This is a genomic window from Iodobacter sp. CM08 (genome assembly GCF_033446605.1).
Classification (GTDB): domain Bacteria; phylum Pseudomonadota; class Gammaproteobacteria; order Burkholderiales; family Chitinibacteraceae; genus Iodobacter.
The window spans coordinates 77,602-96,062 of record NZ_JAWQUO010000013.1 but is presented as its reverse complement, the minus strand read 5'-3'; the positions used below and the strand labels follow the sequence as shown (position 1 = coordinate 96,062).

20 protein-coding genes are annotated in these 18,461 nt (G+C 47.9%); 6 read left to right on the top strand and 14 right to left on the bottom strand.

Annotated features, from left to right (window positions below; translation table 11 throughout):
- Positions 1-25: 25 nt before the first annotated feature.
- The 3 genes from pstC to pstB are packed head-to-tail and all read left to right on the top strand — an operon-like array spanning position 26 to position 2,623.
- Positions 26-982 carry a phosphate ABC transporter permease subunit PstC gene (pstC, locus tag R6242_RS09355; RefSeq protein WP_318426191.1) on the top strand — a complete coding sequence of 319 codons (957 nt, stop codon included), beginning with the start codon at positions 26-28 and terminating at the stop codon, positions 980-982.
- Positions 979-1,827 carry a phosphate ABC transporter permease PstA gene (gene pstA, locus R6242_RS09350; RefSeq protein WP_293936890.1) on the top strand — a complete coding sequence of 283 codons (849 nt, stop codon included), beginning with the start codon at positions 979-981 and terminating at the stop codon, positions 1,825-1,827. Before pstC ends, pstA begins: the two co-directional genes overlap by 4 nt.
- A 25-nt stretch (positions 1,828-1,852) precedes the next feature.
- Positions 1,853-2,623, top strand: a complete 771-nt coding sequence (pstB, locus tag R6242_RS09345; protein ID WP_318426190.1) for a phosphate ABC transporter ATP-binding protein PstB — start codon at positions 1,853-1,855, stop codon at positions 2,621-2,623.
- A 127-nt stretch (positions 2,624-2,750) separates the two neighbouring features.
- Here pstB and R6242_RS09340 read toward each other — a convergent pair whose 3' ends face one another.
- The 5 genes from R6242_RS09340 to rlmE all read right to left on the bottom strand — a co-directional run bounded on the left by R6242_RS09340 (position 2,751) and on the right by rlmE (position 8,308).
- Positions 2,751-3,053: a BON domain-containing protein gene (locus tag R6242_RS09340; RefSeq protein WP_293936892.1), complete on the bottom strand. Its 303-nt coding sequence runs from the start codon at positions 3,051-3,053 to the stop codon at positions 2,751-2,753.
- Between the two features lie 201 nt (positions 3,054-3,254).
- Positions 3,255-4,616: a phosphoglucosamine mutase gene (gene glmM, locus R6242_RS09335; RefSeq protein WP_318426223.1), complete on the bottom strand. Its 1,362-nt coding sequence runs from the start codon at positions 4,614-4,616 to the stop codon at positions 3,255-3,257.
- Between the two features lie 107 nt (positions 4,617-4,723).
- Complete coding sequence (gene folP, locus R6242_RS09330) at positions 4,724-5,548, bottom strand: dihydropteroate synthase (protein ID WP_318426189.1); 825 nt, start codon at positions 5,546-5,548, stop codon at positions 4,724-4,726.
- Between the two features lie 110 nt (positions 5,549-5,658).
- Positions 5,659-7,575, bottom strand: coding sequence for an ATP-dependent zinc metalloprotease FtsH (gene ftsH, locus R6242_RS09325; protein ID WP_318426188.1), 1,917 nt, complete (start codon positions 7,573-7,575; stop codon positions 5,659-5,661).
- Positions 7,576-7,687: 112 nt separating this feature from the next.
- The gene (gene rlmE, locus R6242_RS09320; protein WP_318426187.1) at positions 7,688-8,308 is read right to left on the bottom strand and encodes a 23S rRNA (uridine(2552)-2'-O)-methyltransferase RlmE; all 621 of its coding nucleotides are present in this window, start codon (positions 8,306-8,308) and stop codon (positions 7,688-7,690) included.
- A 37-nt stretch (positions 8,309-8,345) separates the two neighbouring features.
- On the opposite strand from rlmE, the gene yhbY reads away from it, so the two are divergent.
- Positions 8,346-8,660 carry a ribosome assembly RNA-binding protein YhbY gene (gene yhbY, locus R6242_RS09315; RefSeq protein ID WP_293936901.1) on the top strand — a complete coding sequence of 105 codons (315 nt, stop codon included), beginning with the start codon at positions 8,346-8,348 and terminating at the stop codon, positions 8,658-8,660.
- 104 nt (positions 8,661-8,764) lie between these two features.
- Here the strand turns inward: yhbY and R6242_RS09310 are convergent, their stop codons facing one another.
- The 5 genes from R6242_RS09310 to R6242_RS09290 form a co-directional block, all read right to left on the bottom strand.
- On the bottom strand, positions 8,765-9,208 hold the full coding sequence (locus R6242_RS09310) for a DUF4149 domain-containing protein (protein WP_318426186.1): 444 nt from the start codon (positions 9,206-9,208) through the stop codon (positions 8,765-8,767).
- A gap of 19 nt (positions 9,209-9,227) precedes the next feature.
- The gene (gene greA / locus R6242_RS09305; RefSeq protein ID WP_046352301.1) at positions 9,228-9,710 is read right to left on the bottom strand and encodes a transcription elongation factor GreA; all 483 of its coding nucleotides are present in this window, start codon (positions 9,708-9,710) and stop codon (positions 9,228-9,230) included.
- Positions 9,711-9,835: 125 nt separating this feature from the next.
- On the bottom strand, positions 9,836-13,057 hold the full coding sequence (gene carB, locus R6242_RS09300; RefSeq protein ID WP_318426185.1) for a carbamoyl-phosphate synthase large subunit: 3,222 nt from the start codon (positions 13,055-13,057) through the stop codon (positions 9,836-9,838).
- A 72-nt stretch (positions 13,058-13,129) separates the two neighbouring features.
- Positions 13,130-14,263: a glutamine-hydrolyzing carbamoyl-phosphate synthase small subunit gene (gene carA, locus R6242_RS09295; protein ID WP_318426184.1), complete on the bottom strand. Its 1,134-nt coding sequence runs from the start codon at positions 14,261-14,263 to the stop codon at positions 13,130-13,132.
- 168 nt (positions 14,264-14,431) lie between these two features.
- Positions 14,432-14,911, bottom strand: coding sequence for a glutathione peroxidase (locus R6242_RS09290; protein ID WP_318426183.1), 480 nt, complete (start codon positions 14,909-14,911; stop codon positions 14,432-14,434).
- Positions 14,912-14,934: 23 nt separating this feature from the next.
- On the opposite strand from R6242_RS09290, the gene R6242_RS09285 reads away from it, so the two are divergent.
- On the top strand, positions 14,935-15,369 hold the full coding sequence (locus R6242_RS09285) for a DUF1841 family protein (protein WP_318426182.1): 435 nt from the start codon (positions 14,935-14,937) through the stop codon (positions 15,367-15,369).
- On the opposite strand, the gene R6242_RS09280 is transcribed toward R6242_RS09285, so the two are convergent.
- Genes R6242_RS09280 through cyaY form a run of 3 tightly spaced genes read right to left on the bottom strand, consistent with a single transcriptional unit; the run spans position 15,370 to position 17,520 of the window.
- Entirely contained in the window at positions 15,370-16,800 is a 1,431-nt protein-coding gene (locus tag R6242_RS09280; protein WP_318426181.1) for a M48 family metalloprotease, read from the bottom strand.
- Between the two features lies 1 nt (position 16,801).
- Positions 16,802-17,209 carry a DedA family protein gene (locus R6242_RS09275; RefSeq protein ID WP_318426180.1) on the bottom strand — a complete coding sequence of 136 codons (408 nt, stop codon included), beginning with the start codon at positions 17,207-17,209 and terminating at the stop codon, positions 16,802-16,804.
- Positions 17,209-17,520 (bottom strand): iron donor protein CyaY, encoded by a 312-nt coding sequence (gene cyaY, locus R6242_RS09270; protein ID WP_318426179.1) that lies wholly within the window; start codon positions 17,518-17,520, stop codon positions 17,209-17,211. The genes R6242_RS09275 and cyaY overlap by 1 nt, the downstream gene beginning before the upstream one ends.
- Before the next feature lie 62 nt (positions 17,521-17,582).
- On the opposite strand from cyaY, the gene lptM reads away from it, so the two are divergent.
- Entirely contained in the window at positions 17,583-17,708 is a 126-nt protein-coding gene (gene lptM, locus R6242_RS22280; RefSeq protein WP_412099867.1) for an LPS translocon maturation chaperone LptM, read from the top strand.
- Positions 17,709-17,893: 185 nt separating this feature from the next.
- On the opposite strand, the gene R6242_RS09260 is transcribed toward lptM, so the two are convergent.
- On the bottom strand, positions 17,894-18,334 hold the full coding sequence (locus R6242_RS09260; protein ID WP_318426177.1) for an Lrp/AsnC family transcriptional regulator: 441 nt from the start codon (positions 18,332-18,334) through the stop codon (positions 17,894-17,896).
- Positions 18,335-18,461: the final 127 nt, after the last annotated feature.

Below are 18,461 nucleotides of genomic sequence, written 5' to 3'. Positions count from 1 at the left end.
AAGCATCGGTGTAATGGAGATTTTAATGCCGAATCAAACACAACGAATGAAACAGCAGCGATTTCAAGATATGCTGTTCGTCGGCAGTACACGTTTTTTTGCTTTTTTTGTACTTGCTTTATTAAGCGGTATTATTCTTTCATTGCTCTATGGCGCAATGCCAAGCATTAAGCATTTTGGCTTAAGCTTTATTACTTCAGAAAGCTGGAATCCTGTTACAGAAGAATTTGGCGCATGGCCCTCTATTCGCGGCACTTTAGTTTCCTCTTTTATTGCGCTGATTATTGCGGTGCCCGTTAGCTTTGGCATTGCCATTTTTCTAACCGAATTATCACCAACATGGCTGCGCCGCCCACTTGGGGTAGCGATTGAGCTGCTTGCTGGCGTGCCTTCCATTATTTATGGCATGTGGGGTTTATTTGTTTTTGCACCCTTATTTGCAGACCATGTGCAGCCTTGGCTGACTGAAACCACCGCAAATTGGCCGTTGATTGGGGGATTATTTGTGGGTGCGCCAATGGGTATTGGCATGTTCACGGCCAGCTTGATTCTTTCAATTATGGTTATTCCTTATGTTACCTCGGTGATGCGTGATGTATTTGAAGTTGTACCGCCAATGCTTAAAGAATCAGCTTATGGCCTAGGCGCAACAACTTGGGAAGTCGTTTGGAATGTGGTTGTGCCATTTACTAAAAATGGGATTATTGGCGGCGTCATGCTGGGCCTTGGCCGCGCATTAGGCGAAACTATGGCAATTACCTTTGTTATTGGTAATTCTCAGGCAAAAATGAATTCCCTATTTGACCCTGCCACCACCATCTCTGCCACGCTAGCCAATGAATTTACCGAAGCCAATGGTGAGCTTTATATTTCATCACTGATTGAATTAGGTTTATTACTGTTCTTTATCACCTTTATTGTTCTAGTGCTTTCTAAATTATTACTACTGCGTTTACAACGCAATGAGGGCGCTAACTCATGAGTAAGGCCATGAATATTTATAAGCGCCGCCGCGCAGTCAATTACCTAAGCTTAACACTTTCCATTTTTGCCATGGCCTTTGGTTTATTCTGGTTATTCTGGATTATGTTTACGCTATTTAAAAATGGCCTGCCTGGTTTAACCTTTGCTACATTTACTCAAACAACACCTGCTCCAGGCAGTGCAGGTGGTTTGTCTAATGCAATTTTAGGCAGCTTGCAAATGTCCATTGTAGGGGTTGCTATTGGCACACCGATTGGCATTTTGGCAGGCACCTATTTGGCTGAATTTGGTAATAAAGGCTGGTTAGCGCCTACCACTCGCTTTATCAATGACATTTTGCTTTCTGCCCCTTCGATTGTTATTGGCTTATTTATTTTCGAAATGTATGTAGCACGCGTGCAGCATTTTTCTGGTTGGGCGGGCTCATTTGCTTTAGCTATTTTAGTGATTCCGGTGGTATTAAGAACCACAGAAAACATGCTGCGCCTAGTACCAACCGCAATGCGTGAAGCGGCCTATGCCCTAGGTGCTCCACAGTGGAAAATGGTGCTTTTAGTTACATTACGTGCCGCTAAAGCAGGTGTTGCAACCGGTATTTTGCTAGCCATTGCGCGTATCTTGGGCGAAACGGCACCGCTGCTATTTACGGCACTAAATAATCAATTCTATTCAAACATGAATCAGCCGATGTCTAATTTGCCAGTTGTCATCTTTCAATTCGCCATGAGCCCTTATGACGAATGGCATCAGTTAGCTTGGACGGGTGCTTTATTAATTGGCCTATTTGTGCTCGGTTTAAATATTGTTGCGCGCGTGATGCTGCGTGAACCGAAACAAAACTAACAAACCAATACGGATAAGTTTAATCATGAAAAATCAAGCAAACCCAGCAAAACTTGCTATTAAAAACCTTAACTTCTATTACGGTAATTTTCATGCCCTAAAGAATGTAAACTTAGATATTCAAGAAGGAAAAGTCACTGCTTTTATTGGCCCATCTGGCTGCGGTAAATCTACCCTGCTACGCACCTTTAATCGCATGTACGATCTTTATCCAAAACTACGTGCAGAAGGCGAAATAATCTTAAACGGTAAAAACGTTTTAGATAATGATGTAGATTTGAATATGCTACGCGCCAAAGTAGGTATGGTATTTCAAAAACCAACGCCATTTCCGATGTCTATTTATGACAATATCGCTTTTGGTGTAAAGCTGTACGAAAATCTGCCTAAATCCGAAATGGATGACCGCGTTGAATGGGCCTTGCAAAAAGCAGCGCTGTGGAATGAAGCAAAAGATAAACTGAAGCAATCTGGTTTAAGTTTATCTGGCGGTCAACAACAACGCCTTTGTATTGCACGCGCAGTTGCCGTTAAACCGGAAGTATTGCTCTTAGATGAACCAACTTCGGCACTTGACCCAATTTCTACAGCACACGTAGAAGAATTAGTGCATGAATTAAAGCAAGATTATACGATTGCAATCGTGACGCATAATATGCAACAAGCCGCTCGTGTTTCTGATATCACCGCTTATATGTATTTAGGCGAGCTGATTGAAGTAGGTGAAACAGATAGTATTTTCACCACACCGAAAGTAAAAGCGACTGAAGATTATATTACGGGTAAATTTGGTTAATTTATTGCTCTCCTAAAGCAAATGGCAAGCCTAAGGCTTGCCATTTTTTTAATCTAAAACATCGTTACTCTAACTATTAATAGGCATAAAAAAAGGCAGCCTAAGCTGCCTTTTTTTATTTAAACAATTAGTTTTTTGGAACAATATTGTTGAATACGTAGCGCACGCCTTTTACATTTTCAGCCACATTACCTGCAAGGGCCATTTGCTCGCCTTCATCAACACTGCCTTCAATTGTTACATCGGCATCTTTACCTTTAACTTTTAAGTTAAACTTTTGTAAAACTAAATCGTTATCTAGATTACCTTTGACAGCAGCAGCTAATGCATCACCAGTCAATCCGGCAATAGCAGGTGCATCCGCAGCATTCACTGTGCCCATAGCAAATACAAAAATACTGGATACCAGAATCAGGCGTGCTAGTTTCATAAAATTACTCTCTCAGATTGTTGTGACAACAGATAACCCTGTTGTGGGTCATTAACTAGTACGATTCTAAAAGTATTAAGTTACAGAATTGTTTAATTACCATGACAAATCGTTAAAAGAATTTATTACAACAGTTCCCAATAAATAAGCCAGCCAAATTATAAATGCGCCGTTAAAAAGCGGGGCAATGCCCCGCTCTAATTATTCAGCATTTGCCTCGCTACTGACTACTTTGGCAATCTGCTCTGCCCATTCTCGTGCAATATTGGCATCAGTGTGCTCCACCATTACGCGAACCACCGGCTCTGTACCTGATGGGCGTAATAACACACGGCCAGCAGTACCCATCGCCGCTTCGGCCTTGCTTACTGCCGCTTTAATTAGCTCTGAGGCATGGCAATCAAAGCCCTTAGCAATACGGACATTTTTTAGCACCTGCGTTGACAGCACTAGATCATGGCAATACTGCGCCAATGTCTTGCCGCTTTCTTTGAGCGCCTGCAGCACTTGTAGGGCAGACACAATGCCATCACCGGTGGAGTGCTTGTCTAGGCAAAGCAAATGCCCAGAGCCTTCACCGCCTACCAGCCAGTTATTCGCTAATAATTTTTCAAGCACATAGCGGTCTCCGACTTTAGCACGCTCAAAACCAATCCCGCGTGCTTTCAGGCCATTTTCTACGCCCAAATTCGTCATCAAGGTGCCAACTACGCCTTCGCCCAATGTTCCTTTATCCTGGCGATAACACGCCAGTGCGTAGAGCAGCTGATCGCCATCTACAATCGTGCCATCACGGTCGATCATAATCAGCCGATCGCCATCACCATCTAAGGAGATCCCGAAATCTGCACCTTCAGCCAGTACCGCTTTACGGGCAGTTTCTGGGTGAGTAGCACCAACATCTTCGTTGATATTGTAGCCATTAGGCGTTACACCAATCTTGACGACTTCTGCCCCCAGCTCATGGAACACATGCGGGGCGATATCGTAAGTTGCGCCGTGTGCACAATCCACCACCAGTTTTAAGCCGCGTAGATCAAGCTCATTTGGGAAAGTGGATTTACAAAATTCAATATAACGGCCAGCCGCATCGTCTACTCGCCAAGATTTACCAATGCGCTTAGGCGAAACGCAAGGCTGTACTTGATCGATTGCTGCTTCAATCGCCAATTCAACGTCATCTGCCAGTTTTTTACCACCTGCACCAAAAAACTTAATCCCGTTATCGTGATAAGGATTGTGCGATGCAGAAATCACCACACCAGCAGATAAACGCAACGCACGGGTTAAATAAGCGATACCAGGGGTAGGAAGAGGCCCAGTCAGATATACATCCACGCCAGCAGCGTTTAAACCCGCTTGCAGCGCGGCTTCCAGCATATAACCTGACACACGGGTGTCTTTACCAATCAGCACCGCGGCATGATCACCATTACCACGCTTACTTTCTGCCGCAAGCACTTTACCAGCGGCATAGCCCAGCTTCATCGCAAACTCAGGTGTAATCGGATATTCACCCACTAAACCACGTACACCGTCTGTTCCAAAATACTTGCGACCCATCATTCACTCCGATAATAAGCTTGGCCAAATTTGCTTCCAGCTACTTTTACCCCAATTTTTAAACAGGGACATTGCTGGATAACAAAATATTTTAATAAAACTGGCGTTTATTGTAAGGCACGCCATACTTTTAACGCATCCACTGTTTCCCGCACATCGTGTACCCGAATCACCGCACTACCTGCCTGTGCAGCCATAAGCGCAGCGGCAATGCTAGCAGGCATGCGCTCATGCACAGCCTGGCCAGTAATCTGCCCTAACATACTCTTACGCGATACCCCAATCAATAAAGGGGTGGTTAAGCTTTGCAATAGCATGGGCAAACCACGAAACAGCGCCACATTATGTTCTAAATTTTTGCCGAATCCAAAACCAGGATCCAACAATAGACGCTGATGGGCAATGCCAGCAGCCAAAGCAGCATCCCGTCTTTGCCGCAAATAATGTGTTACCTCTGCAAGTACATCGCTATAGCTAGGTGTGGATTGCATATTTTGCGGCTCGCCCTGCTTATGCATGAGGCAAACTGCAGCATTACTTTTAGCCAGCAGCTCTAGTGCGCCCTCTTCTTCTAAGGCAGAAATATCATTCACTAGATCTACCCCAGAGTCTAAGGCAGCATGCATTACAGCAGCTTTACGAGTATCTACAGAAAGTGGCACATTCAGCGCTTGTAGTGCCGTAATGACGGGAATAACGCGGCGAATTTCTTCTACTTCAGACACAAAAGCTGCACCTGGGCGCGTTGATTCACCACCAATATCTAAAATATCCGCACCATCGGCGAGCAGTTTTTCAGCATAAGCGAGTGCGGCACCCACCTGTTGAAAATGCCCACCATCCGAAAACGAATCAGGAGTGACATTCACAATGCCCATCACCAATGGGCGATTCAACTGCAGACTAAAACGCCCACATTGCAATATATTCATCTTACCCCTCATCTTTAATGCAGTTTTTGGCGCCTTTTATACTACTGATACCTTTAGGTAGCACAAAAAAAGGCGGCCCATCAGGCCGCCATTTTATTCACAACTCAGTTTTAAGCTTCGGTTGCTGGAGTATTAATGACAGGAGTAGCTGGTGCTTCACCGCTTGGGCGATCACCACCACCCGCTGGCGTCTTCACTGGCAACGCTTTTGGGGGCTTAGGAGTGCGGCCTTGCATGATGTCTTCGATCTGCTCTGCATCAATGGTTTCCCATTCGAGCAGTGCAGCCGTCATGGCTTCAACTTTATCGCGATTATCTTCTAGCAAGCGGCGGGCTAAGCCATATTGCTCGTCGATAATACGGCGGATTTCAGCGTCAACCTGCATCATGGTCGCTTCAGACATATTCTTATGCGTGGTAACTGAGCGGCCTAAAAATACTTCGCCTTCGTTTTCGCCATACACCATCGGGCCTAAAGCATCGGTCATACCGTAACGCGTCACCATATCGCGGGCTAATGAAGTAGCACGCTCAAAGTCGTTTGATGCGCCGGTGGTCATCTGATTCATAAACAATTCTTCGGCAATACGGCCACCGAATAAAATCGCAATACGGTCCATCAGATAGCCACGATCATAAGCATAGCGATCGGCTTCAGGCAGCTGCATGGTTACGCCCAGTGCGCGGCCACGAGGAATAATGGTCACTTTATGCACCGGATCAGACTTAGGCAAAAGCTTAGCCACTACCGCATGGCCTGATTCGTGGTACGCAGTATTGGTTTTTTCTTCTTCGCTCATCACCATAGAGCGGCGTTCCGACCCCATCATGATTTTATCTTTAGCCGATTCAAAATCGTCCATATCCACTAGACGTTTTACTCGGCGAGCAGCAAACAGCGCCGCTTCATTCACTAAGTTTGCAAGATCAGCACCGGAGAAACCAGGTGTACCACGCGCAATCACCTGTGCATCCACATCGTTAGAAATAGGCACTTTGCGCATATGCACGCCAAGAATCTGCTCACGGCCACGAATATCCGGCAAGGAAACCATGACTTGGCGATCAAAACGACCTGGACGCAGCAGCGCAGGATCAAGCACATCAGGGCGGTTAGTTGCTGCAATCACCATAATGCCGGAATTGCCTTCAAAACCATCCATCTCAACCAACATCTGGTTCAGTGTTTGCTCGCGCTCATCATTACCGCCGCCCATACCGGCACCGCGCTGACGGCCTACCGCATCAATTTCATCGATAAAGATAATGCAAGGTGCGTTTTTCTTAGCGTTTTCAAACATATCACGAACGCGGGCAGCGCCCACACCCACAAACATTTCAACGAAATCAGAGCCCGAGATACTAAAGAATGGCACTTTAGCTTCACCAGCAATCGCTTTCGCCAGCAAAGTTTTACCCGTACCTGGAGGGCCAACCAGCAAAATACCGCGTGGCATACGGCCACCTAAGCTTTGGTATTTAGTTGGATCACGCAAGTAATCTACGATTTCTGATACGTCAGCCTTGGCTTCATCGCAGCCCGCCACATCAGCAAAAGTAATCACATTGGTCGCTTCATCTAAAAGACGCGCCTTTGATTTACCAAAGCTAAATGCACCGCCTTTACCGCCACCTTGCATCTGGCGCATAAAGAACACCCATACGCCAATCAAGAGCAGCATAGGGAACCAATTGATGAATAAATTCATCAAGAAGCTTGGTTCTTCCTCAGCTTTGGCCGCAAATTTGACGTTATGCTTGATCAGCGTATCAACCATACGGAAATCAAACGGAGCCAGTGTAGAGAATGCGCTGCCATCGTTGCGCTTGCCTTTAATAATCTGGCCGCGAATCGGGTTTCCCTCGATTTCTGCGCTGGCAATTCGATCAGCCTCTACATCAGCCATAAACTGCGAATACGCCACCTGCCCACTTGCATCTTGCTTGCGGGAAAATTGGTTAAAGACTGTCATCAGTACCAGACCAATGACGAGCCAAATGGCGATGTTCTTGCCGAGATTGTTCACGGCGCTACTCCTGATTATCCCCTGGCAGCCTACCGAGCGAGTGTAATACACACGCTAAAGCTAGACCGGCTGCTCGGGATGAAAGAAAAAAATTCTACACGTTTAATACTATTCAAGCTTTTTTCTGTTTGCCGAGCAAATAAGTTTCATTGCTGCGATCGCGTGAGGCCTTAGGATTACGCGTAACCACCGTCGTAAATGTTTCACGCATCGCAGTCATGTACTCGGTAAAACCATAACCTTGGAATACCTTGACCAGAAAAGATCCGTTTGGTTTCAATTGCTCACGAACAAATTCTAAGGCTAGCTCACACAGCAGCATGCTGCGCGCCTGATCCATAACGGCATTCCCCGTTATATTGGGGGCCATATCACAAATCACAAGGTCTACCTGACGCCCCGCAAGCAATTCAGTGTAATGCGCTAGTACTTCATCATCACGAAAATCACCCTGAATAAAATCAACCCCACGGATCGGCGTCATATCTAGTAAGTCTAGCGCAAAAACGCGGCCTGAATCACCTACATTCTGACTAGCAACTTGCGACCAGCTTCCTGGCGCTGCGCCAAGATCGGCAACCCATAGTCCTTGTTTAAGTAATTTATCTTTTTCATTGATCTCTAGCAGTTTGAAAGCAGCGCGTGCGCGGTAGCCCTCTTTTTTTGCTTGATGGACATAATGATCGTTGACGTGTTCCTTCAACCACGCATTACTGGAATTGCTACGAGCCATGAGGTAAAATTGCCTGTTTAGTCAAGGATTTGAAACAATGGAACTCACATCGGATCAGCGTCGCCATCTGAAAAGCTTGGCTCATCATATCGATCCAGTCGTGATGATCGGTAATAATGGCCTAGCAGACGCGGTAATCCGCGAAATTGCTGTTAATTTAGATGCACATGAACTCATTAAAATTCGAGTTTTAGGTGATGATCGTGCCCTGCGTGAAGAATACATGCAAAAGATCTGCTCTGAACTCGGAGCGGTTGCCGTTCAACACATTGGTAAGTTATTAATTGTTTACCGCGCATCAAATACTGATAAGCCTCGGATCGTACTACCCAAGGCAAAAAAAGCCAAATAAACGGGCTTTAATGTAAATAGGGCGACTCAGGTCGCCCTAATACTTTAGTGGTTTTTTGCCATGTATGCATAAAACACATTGCCGCAGCAGCTCAATTTGCTCGCTTAGCGATCAGAATCAGACCAGATGTAAATTATACCAAACACGCTTTGCAAGAGATAAATCAAGCTAGAAAGGGTATGCCATTGCGCTAATCCCCCTCCAAACATCCCTTCTGCGGCCGTGCTTACAGCAGGCTTTAAGCTAGCAATCATTGGGAAAATCGCAAACTGGTTTACCAAGGTGCATAACAGCATCCCTATCACCAGCCAGAATTTTCCACTTTGAAAGCCACGCATGCCCATCTGCCAGACACACCAAATAGCCAGATAGATGCCCGCTACAATTCCTACCCAACCAATCGCATGAAATAGCTTACCGGCCACCATCCCTGCTGTGGCTTTGTCTAAGCCAGCAAAAAGCGCAGGGGCTGCGATGACGCCGATGGTCCACATACCGCCAATCCACAGTACGGTGAGTAGGTTTTTTAAACCTGAACCTAAGCCCATTGCATTCCCTTTGGCAGTATTAGATGTATTTTACATCGAGTACTTCGTACTCACGGATGCCGCCCGGTGCCATCACTTCGGCTACATCACCGGCATATTTACCGATTAGCGCGCGGGCAATCGGGCTAGACACTGAGATTTTAAATTCTTTGATTTCAGCTTCTTCATCACCCACGATTTGGTAAGTGACTTTATTGCTGGTTTCTAAGTCTTCTAAATCAACCGTTGCGCCGAATACTACGCGGCCTTCAGCGGTTTCAGCAAGGCTAGCTGGCTCGATTAACTGTGCATTAGAAAGCTTGCTTTCTAGCTCAGCAATACGCCCTTCCACAAAGCCCTGCCTCTCTTTCGCTGCATCATACTCAGCGTTTTCCGATAAATCACCGTGTGAGCGTGCTTCGGCAATTGCTGCAATCACTGAAGGGCGTTCAACGCTCTTTAGGTTTTGCAACTCGGCTTTCAGTTTTACCGCACCTTGTACGGTGAGCGGAATTTTTATCATTTCTTTACAGTCTCCATCCAAAAAGAAGAGCCGCCGTCACAAGTGGACGGCGGCTTTTACTTAAGTTCTAGTGCTTATGCTTCATTAAAATGAAGCACCATCCACGAACCTTAGGGCGTAAATTATCAGTGTTTGATCGTACGATGCAAGCCCTGCAGATCATAAACTCGCATTTCACCTAAATCACGCATACCAATACACGCTGCTTTGGCACCGGCAATCGTTGTAAACACAGGTAAGCGAGCCTTCATGGCTTCATGGCGAATCGAGTAAGAATCTTGAATGGCTTGACGACGTTCGTCGACAGTATTCACTATCATGGCGATTTCACCATTCTTGATCATATCCACGATATGTGGGCGGCCTTCAGTTACCTTATTCACGTTTTGCACAGCAACACCAGCCCCAGCAATCGCTGCAGCCGTACCCTTGGTTGCAAAGACTTTAAAGCCCAGCGCTACGAGTACATTTGCACATTCGATCGCGCCGTTTTTATCGCCATCACGCACTGAGATAAACACATTGCCCTGTGTAGGCAAAGCAACACCTGCAGCTAATTGTGATTTTACAAAGGCTTCGGCAAACGTGGCGCCCACGCCCATGACTTCGCCGGTCGATTTCATTTCTGGGCCCAGAATTGAATCCACACCAGGGAATTTAATAAACGGGAATACCGCTTCTTTTACCGAGTAATAAGGTGGAATCACTTCCTTGGTCATGCCTTGCGAAACTAAGCTTTGGCCAGCCATGCAACGCGCGGCAATCTTAGCAATCGGTAAGCTGGTCGCTTTAGAAACATAAGGCACGGTACGGGATGCACGTGGGTTGACTTCCAGCACAAACACCACCGCATCGTCTCCCTTGCCCTGAATCGCAAATTGCACATTCATTAGGCCAACCACATTCAAACCATGAGCCATAGCTACAGTTTGGCGGCGCAGCTCGTCCTGAATTTCTTTGGACAAACTAAATGGTGGCAATGAGCAAGCCGAATCGCCCGAGTGCACGCCTGCTTGTTCGATGTGCTCCATAATGCCGCCGATCAACACATCGGTGCCATCACAAATGGCATCCACATCCACTTCAATCGCATCATTTAAGAAGCGATCCAGCAGCACTGGGCTATCGTTAGAAACCTTCACGGCTTCACGCATATAGCGTTCTAGATCGGATTGCTGGTGTACGATTTCCATCGCACGGCCGCCCAATACATAGGACGGGCGCACCACCAGTGGGTAGCCAATTTCAGCGGCCAGTAATAGCGCATCACGCTCATTACGCGCCGTGCGGTTAGGCGGCTGACGCAGGCCTAAGTCTTGCAGCAGCTTCTGGAAGCGCTCGCGATCTTCTGCTGCATCGATCATATCCGGCGTTGTGCCGATAATCGGTACGCCATTGGCTTCTAAAGCACGCGCTAGTTTCAGTGGCGTTTGGCCACCGTATTGCACGATCACGCCTTCCGGCTTTTCGATATTAACGATTTCTAGCACGTCTTCGAGCGTTAGCGGCTCAAAGTACAGGCGATCCGAAGTATCGTAATCGGTGGATACGGTTTCCGGATTGCAGTTAACCATAATGGTTTCAAAGCCATCTTCGCGCAGCGCCAACGCCGCGTGTACGCAGCAGTAGTCAAACTCAATACCCTGACCAATGCGGTTTGGGCCACCGCCAAGGATCATGATTTTGCGTTTATCAGTCGGGGCCGCTTCGCACTCTTCTTCATAAGTCGAGTACATATAAGCGGTATCGGTCGAAAACTCTGCCGCGCAAGTATCTACCCGCTTATACACTGGGCGAATTTTCAGCGCATGACGCGCCTTACGCACTGCCGCTTGATCTGTTTCTAGCAAGGCGGCTAAACGACGATCAGAGAAACCTTTACGCTTAAGACGACGCATGGTTGCGTAATCGATGCTTTCAACGGCTGTGCCGCGAATCGCGTTTTCTTCTTGAACCAAATCTTCAATCTGACGCAGGAACCATGGATCAATCTTAGTTAAAGCAAAGACTTCATCTAAGCTCATGCCCACGCGGAAAGCATCGGCTACGTACCAGATACGCTCTGGACCAGGATTAGCGATTTCTGCTTCGATCACGCTGCGATCGGTAGTCATCTCATCAAAACCAGACATGCCGGTTTCTAAGCCGCGCAGGGCTTTTTGCATGGATTCTTGCACCGAGCGGCCAATCGCCATCACTTCACCCACTGACTTCATTTGCGTGGTCAGCTTGTCATTGGCTTGCGGGAATTTCTCGAAAGCAAAGCGCGGGATTTTAGTTACCACGTAGTCAATCGAAGGCTCAAACGAAGCAGGTGTTTTGCCACCCGTGATTTCGTTTTGCAGCTCATCCAGCGTAAAGCCCACGGCCAGTTTGGCCGCTACTTTAGCAATTGGGAAACCGGTTGCTTTAGAAGCCAGCGCAGAAGAACGGCTTACGCGCGGGTTCATTTCAATGACGATCATCTCGCCATTTTCTGGATTGGTGGCAAACTGCACATTCGAGCCGCCGGTATCCACACCAATCTCACGCAATACCGCCAAAGAGGCATTACGCATGATTTGGTATTCTTTATCCGTGAGGGTTTGTGCAGGGGCAACGGTAATTGAATCGCCAGTGTGCACACCCATCGGGTCGAAGTTTTCAATTGAGCAAATAATGATGCAGTTGTCGGCGCGATCGCGAACGACTTCCATTTCATATTCTTTCCAGCCCAATACCGATTGCTCGATCAGCAGTTCATTGGTTGGTGAAGCTTCAAAACCACGATCACAGATTTCTAGGAATTCTTCGCGATTATAAGCAATACCGCCGCCCGAGCCGCCCATGGTAAACGATGGGCGAATCAGCGTTGGATACCCCACCGTTGCCTGCACGGCAAGGGCTTGTTCCATATTATGCGCAATGCCTGATTTTGGCGTAGAAAGGCCAATTTTAGTCATTGCATCTTTAAACTTGCCGCGATCTTCGGCTTTATCGATGGCATCGGGCTTAGCACCGATCATCTCTACATTGTACTTTTCCAGCACGCCCTGACGCCATAAATCCAAAGCGCAGTTCAGTGCTGTTTGGCCGCCCATAGTAGGCAGTAGCGCATCTGGACGCTCTTTCTCAATGATTTTTTCGACAACTTGCCAAGTAATTGGCTCGATGTAGGTCACGTCCGCCATATTGGGGTCGGTCATAATGGTGGCAGGATTACTGTTCACCAAAATAACGCGGTAACCCTCTTCACGCAGCGCCTTACACGCTTGTGCGCCGGAATAATCAAACTCACAAGCCTGGCCGATCACAATCGGGCCAGCACCAATGATTAAGATGCTTTTTAAATCTGTACGTTTTGGCATTGCTCTTCCCTCAAACTGCTTACGCTGCGCAAATTTATCGAATACGGCCAGCCCAAGACTGGCCACATTTACTTAAACTGGCTTACGCTCAGCCATCATTGCGATAAATTTATCGAACAAATACGCCACGTCATTCGGCCCTGGGCTTGCTTCTGGGTGGCCTTGGAAAGAAAACGCCGGTTTGTCGGTGAGTGCAATCCCTTGCACAGTGCCGTCAAACAAGGAGCGATGCGTTACTTTCACATTGGCTGGCAAGCTGGTCTCATCCACCTGAAAGCCATGATTCTGGCTGGTGATCATCACATGCTTGCTGGCTAAATCTTGTACCGGATGATTAGCACCGTGGTGACCGAACTTCATCTTGCTGGTTTTTGCACCACTGGCAAGACCCAAGAGCTGATGCCCCAGACAGATACCAAAAACAGGGATATCTGTGGCTAAGATGGCTTGAATCGCCTCAATTGCATAATCACAAGGCTCAGGATCGCCTGGGCCATTGGATAAAAACACGCCATCAGGCTTCAGTGCCAGTACATCAGCAGCGGGTGTTTGCGCAGGCACGACGGTGAGCTTGCAACCGCGCTCAGCCAGCATACGCAAGATGTTGTACTTCACACCGTAATCGTAAGCCACAACATGGAATTCTGGGTTTGTTTGCTCGGTGTAACCCGCACCCAGTTTCCATTCGCGCGCTGTCCATGCGAATGATTCTTTGCATGTCACAACCTTAGCAAGATCTTGCCCTGCCATCGAGCCAAACGATTTGGCTTTTGCCACGGCAGCGGCTGCATCGATATGCTCACCAGTGACGATACAACCTGGCTGCGCGCCTTTGCTGCGTAAAATCCGCGTTAGTTTACGGGTATCAATATCTGCAATCGCAACAACATTATTCTTAACGAGATACTCGCCAAGGCTCATATCAGCGCGGAAATTAGAATGGAGGAGTGGTAAATCACGAATGATCAGGCCAGCGGCAAACACGGAATGCGACTCTACATCTTCCGGGCTTACGCCATAGTTACCGATATGTGGATAGGTCAACGTGACCATTTGCTTGGTATACGATGGGTCTGTCAGGATTTCCTGATAACCGGTCATCGCCGTATTGAACACGACCTCACCAATGGTTGTGCCATCGGTTCCGATGGAAATACCATGAAAGAGGGTGCCGTCGGCAAGCGCAAGAAGGGCTGGTTTTGACACAGGCGGCTCCTGGGCGTTGCGCCCACAAGATTGAGTTCGGATATTTCTGAGGATGGCAAAACGGGATAGCTTCCGCTATCCCGCTTCGCACAAAATTGAGCCACATTATACCGCAAAAGCCCTTATCTATCAATGCGAAGCCAAGATCATTACGAATAGATTGCAGGCTTACAGCAGCTTTTCAATCTCAGCCGCCAACTCAGATGGTTTTGTCATGGGAGCAAAGCGATCAACTACTTTACCTTGCTTATCTAGTAAAAATTTACTGAAATTCCACTTTATGGCCTCGATACCCAATAGTCCCGGCTTTTCATCCTTCAGCCAGTTATAGAGCGGCGCGGCGTTTTCACCGTTCACATCCACCTTGGCAAACATAGGGAAATCAATGCTGTAGTTGGTGGTGCAAAAATCTAGGATCTCTGCCTCGTTACCTGGCTCCTGCGCACCAAACTGATTGCATGGAAAACCCAGCACCACCAAGCCACGGTCTTTATACTGTGCATAGAGCGCCTGCAAGCCTTCATACTGCGGGGTAAAGCCGCAGTGGCTGGCTACATTCACCACTAAAATCACCGAGCCAGCGTACTGCGCTAAATCAACCGTTTCCCCGCCTATCCCTTGCACGCTAAAATCATAGATATTGCTCATTATTGATCCTTTGTAGAGAACATATGTTATTTAACCCATCAAGGGACGAAGCCCGCCGATTTTTTATTCAGGCATGGCAAAAGCATCAAGCGCACGCCCCACTGGCTGATATTGAAAAAATCATCGCAGGGATCTTGCTGCACCACCCCGAATATCAACCCATTCTATCCGAAGAATACTTAGATAAAGACTGGCCACCTGAATATGGCGAAACTAATCCGTTTTTGCATATCAGCATGCATCTGGCAATTGAAGAGCAAATCTCAATCGACCAACCTGCCGGGGTAAAAGCCTTATACCAGCAGCTATGCGAAAGATTATCGCTAGAGCACACCGCCCTGCACGCCATGATGGATGGCTTAGGCGAGATGATGTGGCAAGCGCAAAGAAACAACACCCCGCCCGATCCAGCAGTTTATCTAGAGATATTGCGGTTTAAGGTGGGGCAGTTGAAATAGCTACTTACTTAAAGGCATTTGCAATTGCTTCAGCTCTTTCAAGCGTGCTTCCACGGCGGAGAGCAGATAAAAATCCGTATTACCGGTGTTTTGCGCCTGCTGTAATTGCTCGATGGCGGCGGTGTATTCGCCAAGGCGGGTGTAGTACTCGGCTTGGGCCTGATGCTGGCGCACCTCATCGCCACGCGCGCCTTGGATTTTAGAAATACGTTGATAGAGATAAGCGTCCGAAGGATAAAGCTCGATCGCATATTGCGTGCTGGTCAGTGCGTCGGCCAGTTGATTATTGGCAATCAGCGCATCGATTTCGCCGTAAACCAGGGCTCGGCTGGCAGGAAAGCGTTTGCTGGCGTCTTTAAATATTTGCAGCGCTTCCGCTGGGTGCTTTTGCGAAAGCCGGATACTGCCTGCCAAATATTCTAATGAAGCATGCGTTTTACCCAGAGCTTGCTTGGCTTTTTGTAAAGTAGCCCACGCCCCATCGGCATCAAAGACAGCTAGCTGCGCTTGGGCAAGACCATATAAATGTGCAGGCAGATGAGCGTATTTTTTTTCACTGAGTGTTTTGCGATAGTAATTGAGCGCCTCCTGCTCATCCATCTGCAAAAAACGCGCTTTTTCCCGCACAAACAAAAAATCTAAGGAGTCTTTTACCTGCTGATAAGGCTTATCTTTAAGCCTAGATTGCGCATCACTAATCCGCTTATAGGTAACGGGGTGAGTGCGCAAAAACTCTGGCGCATTGCCCTCGCCTAAGCGCGTACTTTTTTGCATGCGGTCAAAAAACATCGGCATAGCCGCTTGATCAAAACCGGCTTTTTGCAAAGTTTGCATGCCAATTCGATCGGCTTCTTGCTCAAATTGATAGGTGTAATCCAGCTGGCGCTGAATCATATAAGCTTGGCTGCCCATTAAACTGGCCATTGCCACATCGCCGCTGCCTTGGCTGGCCGCCACAATAGCCAAGCCAAGCGCCGCCAGTGTCACCCACGGTGCCATTTTTTGCCCTTCTAATAATCGGGCAAAGTGATGCTGGGTAACGTGGGCAATTTCGTGCGAAAGCACCGAGGCTAATTCAGATTCGTGCTGCGCCAGCACCATCAAGCCGGTATGCACCCCCACCAAGCCGCCCGGAATAGCAAATGCATTAACTGAGCGGTCCAGCATTGGGAAGAATACAAACGAGATTTCTGTTTCACCGCTGGCGTCTTGCAAACGCCCCCCTAGTTGCCTTAAATAGGCCACCAGCTCAGGGTCTTCGCTCATCGCGCCGCTGCGCCGTAGCTCGCGCATGGCCGACTCACCAATTTGCCGCTCTTGCAACGGGCTCAGGTTTTCTTGCGAAGATTCGCCCAAATTGGGTAAATCTGCTTGCACAGGGGCAGCTATTAAACTGATGGTCAGCATTAAACCGATTAATCGTCGTGACAAATCAAGCTCCTACTAAATTCACGGCAAAGACGAGCAATAGATAGCGAGCCGCTTTACCCAGCAACATCCACAGCGCCACCTGCCGCCAAGGCCAGCGCAGCCAACCTGCCACAGCGCAGAGCACATCCCCAACGATAGGCAACCATGTCAGCAATAAACTCACTGGGCCAATCCGCTGAGCCCAAGCCACAGCTCGGCCCTGAGGAGCCTTCGGTAATCGACGCCCCATCCACACCGTAAGCAGACCACCAAGGGTGTTGCCTGCCGTCACCACCAAGAGTGCGGGCAGTACAGCTTGGGCATTAAAATGCAGGTAGGCCAGCAAGGCCGCTTCAGAATTGCCCGGCAGCAAGGTGGCAGATAAAAAAGCTGAAGCAAATAAGCCCGACAGCCACGCTGGCTCAATCATCAAAAACGGAAATCTTCCTGAGCATGGGCGCTGATTGCCTTGCTTAGATCAGCAAAGAACTCGCCAGCCTCACGGGTGCTTTGCCAAACGCCATCCGCCAAGCGATAGTGATAGCCGCCGGAGCGCGCCGCAATCCACAATTCTTGATTTGCGCTATGGCGATTGACAATGATTTTGCTGCGGTCTGCAAACTCAATTTCTAATACATTGCCAGACAGCAAGGTATCGACATCCAGCTCGCTGTTATCCAGCGCGGCTTCAATTTTTGCGAATACGCTATCGCTGAGGTCAAGAAACTCGGACTCGGTCATTCAATCTATTCCCTGCATGTTAGAATTGTGATTCTGCCACTAAATACTGACCAGTAGCCAAAATGATACGTGCGCTGTTATTACTATTGACCATTGCCACTCTTACAGCTTGCGGATTTAAAGGTGGGCTATACCTGCCTGAAAAACCTGCCAGCGCCACGGCCAGTGCACCAGCTGCAGCCAAATAGCTCCAATAAGTACTTGTGCAAAAGTTTTATGGCAAGGCGTCGAAGCCGCAGGCAGTACAGTTAGTACGACAAGGCAAGACAACGATGCAAGAAAACTTTTGCCCATCTACTTATGTAGGGTGGGCACGCTTTTGTGCCCACGTGCTCGAATGGTAATTGCGTGGGCACAGGTGCCCCCCCCCCCCCTACAGAATAGAGATGGTTTTTCCCAGCACATGGGTGGTTAATACAATGGCGGTGGAGGTGGAGCCAAAAGCGTTCAGCGCATTGATAATGCGCTGCAAGTGTTCTACATCCGTTGCCAACACCCGCATCACCGCGCCGTCTTCACCGGTGACGGTATAGCAATCAATAATTTCTGGGCAATCTGCCGCAAACTGCTCATAAGGCCTGCCCTGCTGGGTAGAAAGCCTGATCATCGCCGTAATCTGATAGCCCAGCGCCCGTGGGTTGATATCGGCACGATAGCCACGAATCACATTATTACTCTCCAATCTTTTAATCCGCTCCGACACCGCAGGCTGGCTTAGATGCACCTGCCGGCCAATTTCTGCGTGCGATATTCTGGCGTCTTGCTGCAAAAGTTGCAGGATTTTCTGGTCAAAAGAGTCAATTTTAGGATTCATAGGTTTTTATCGCTTATTTCAAGGCAATCCAAGGACTACTCGGTAATATACCGATGATTAGCCCTTCATACCAAGGCAATCACTTGCTAAATTATAAGTATCTCACCCACATAGCCGCCAGAGCCAC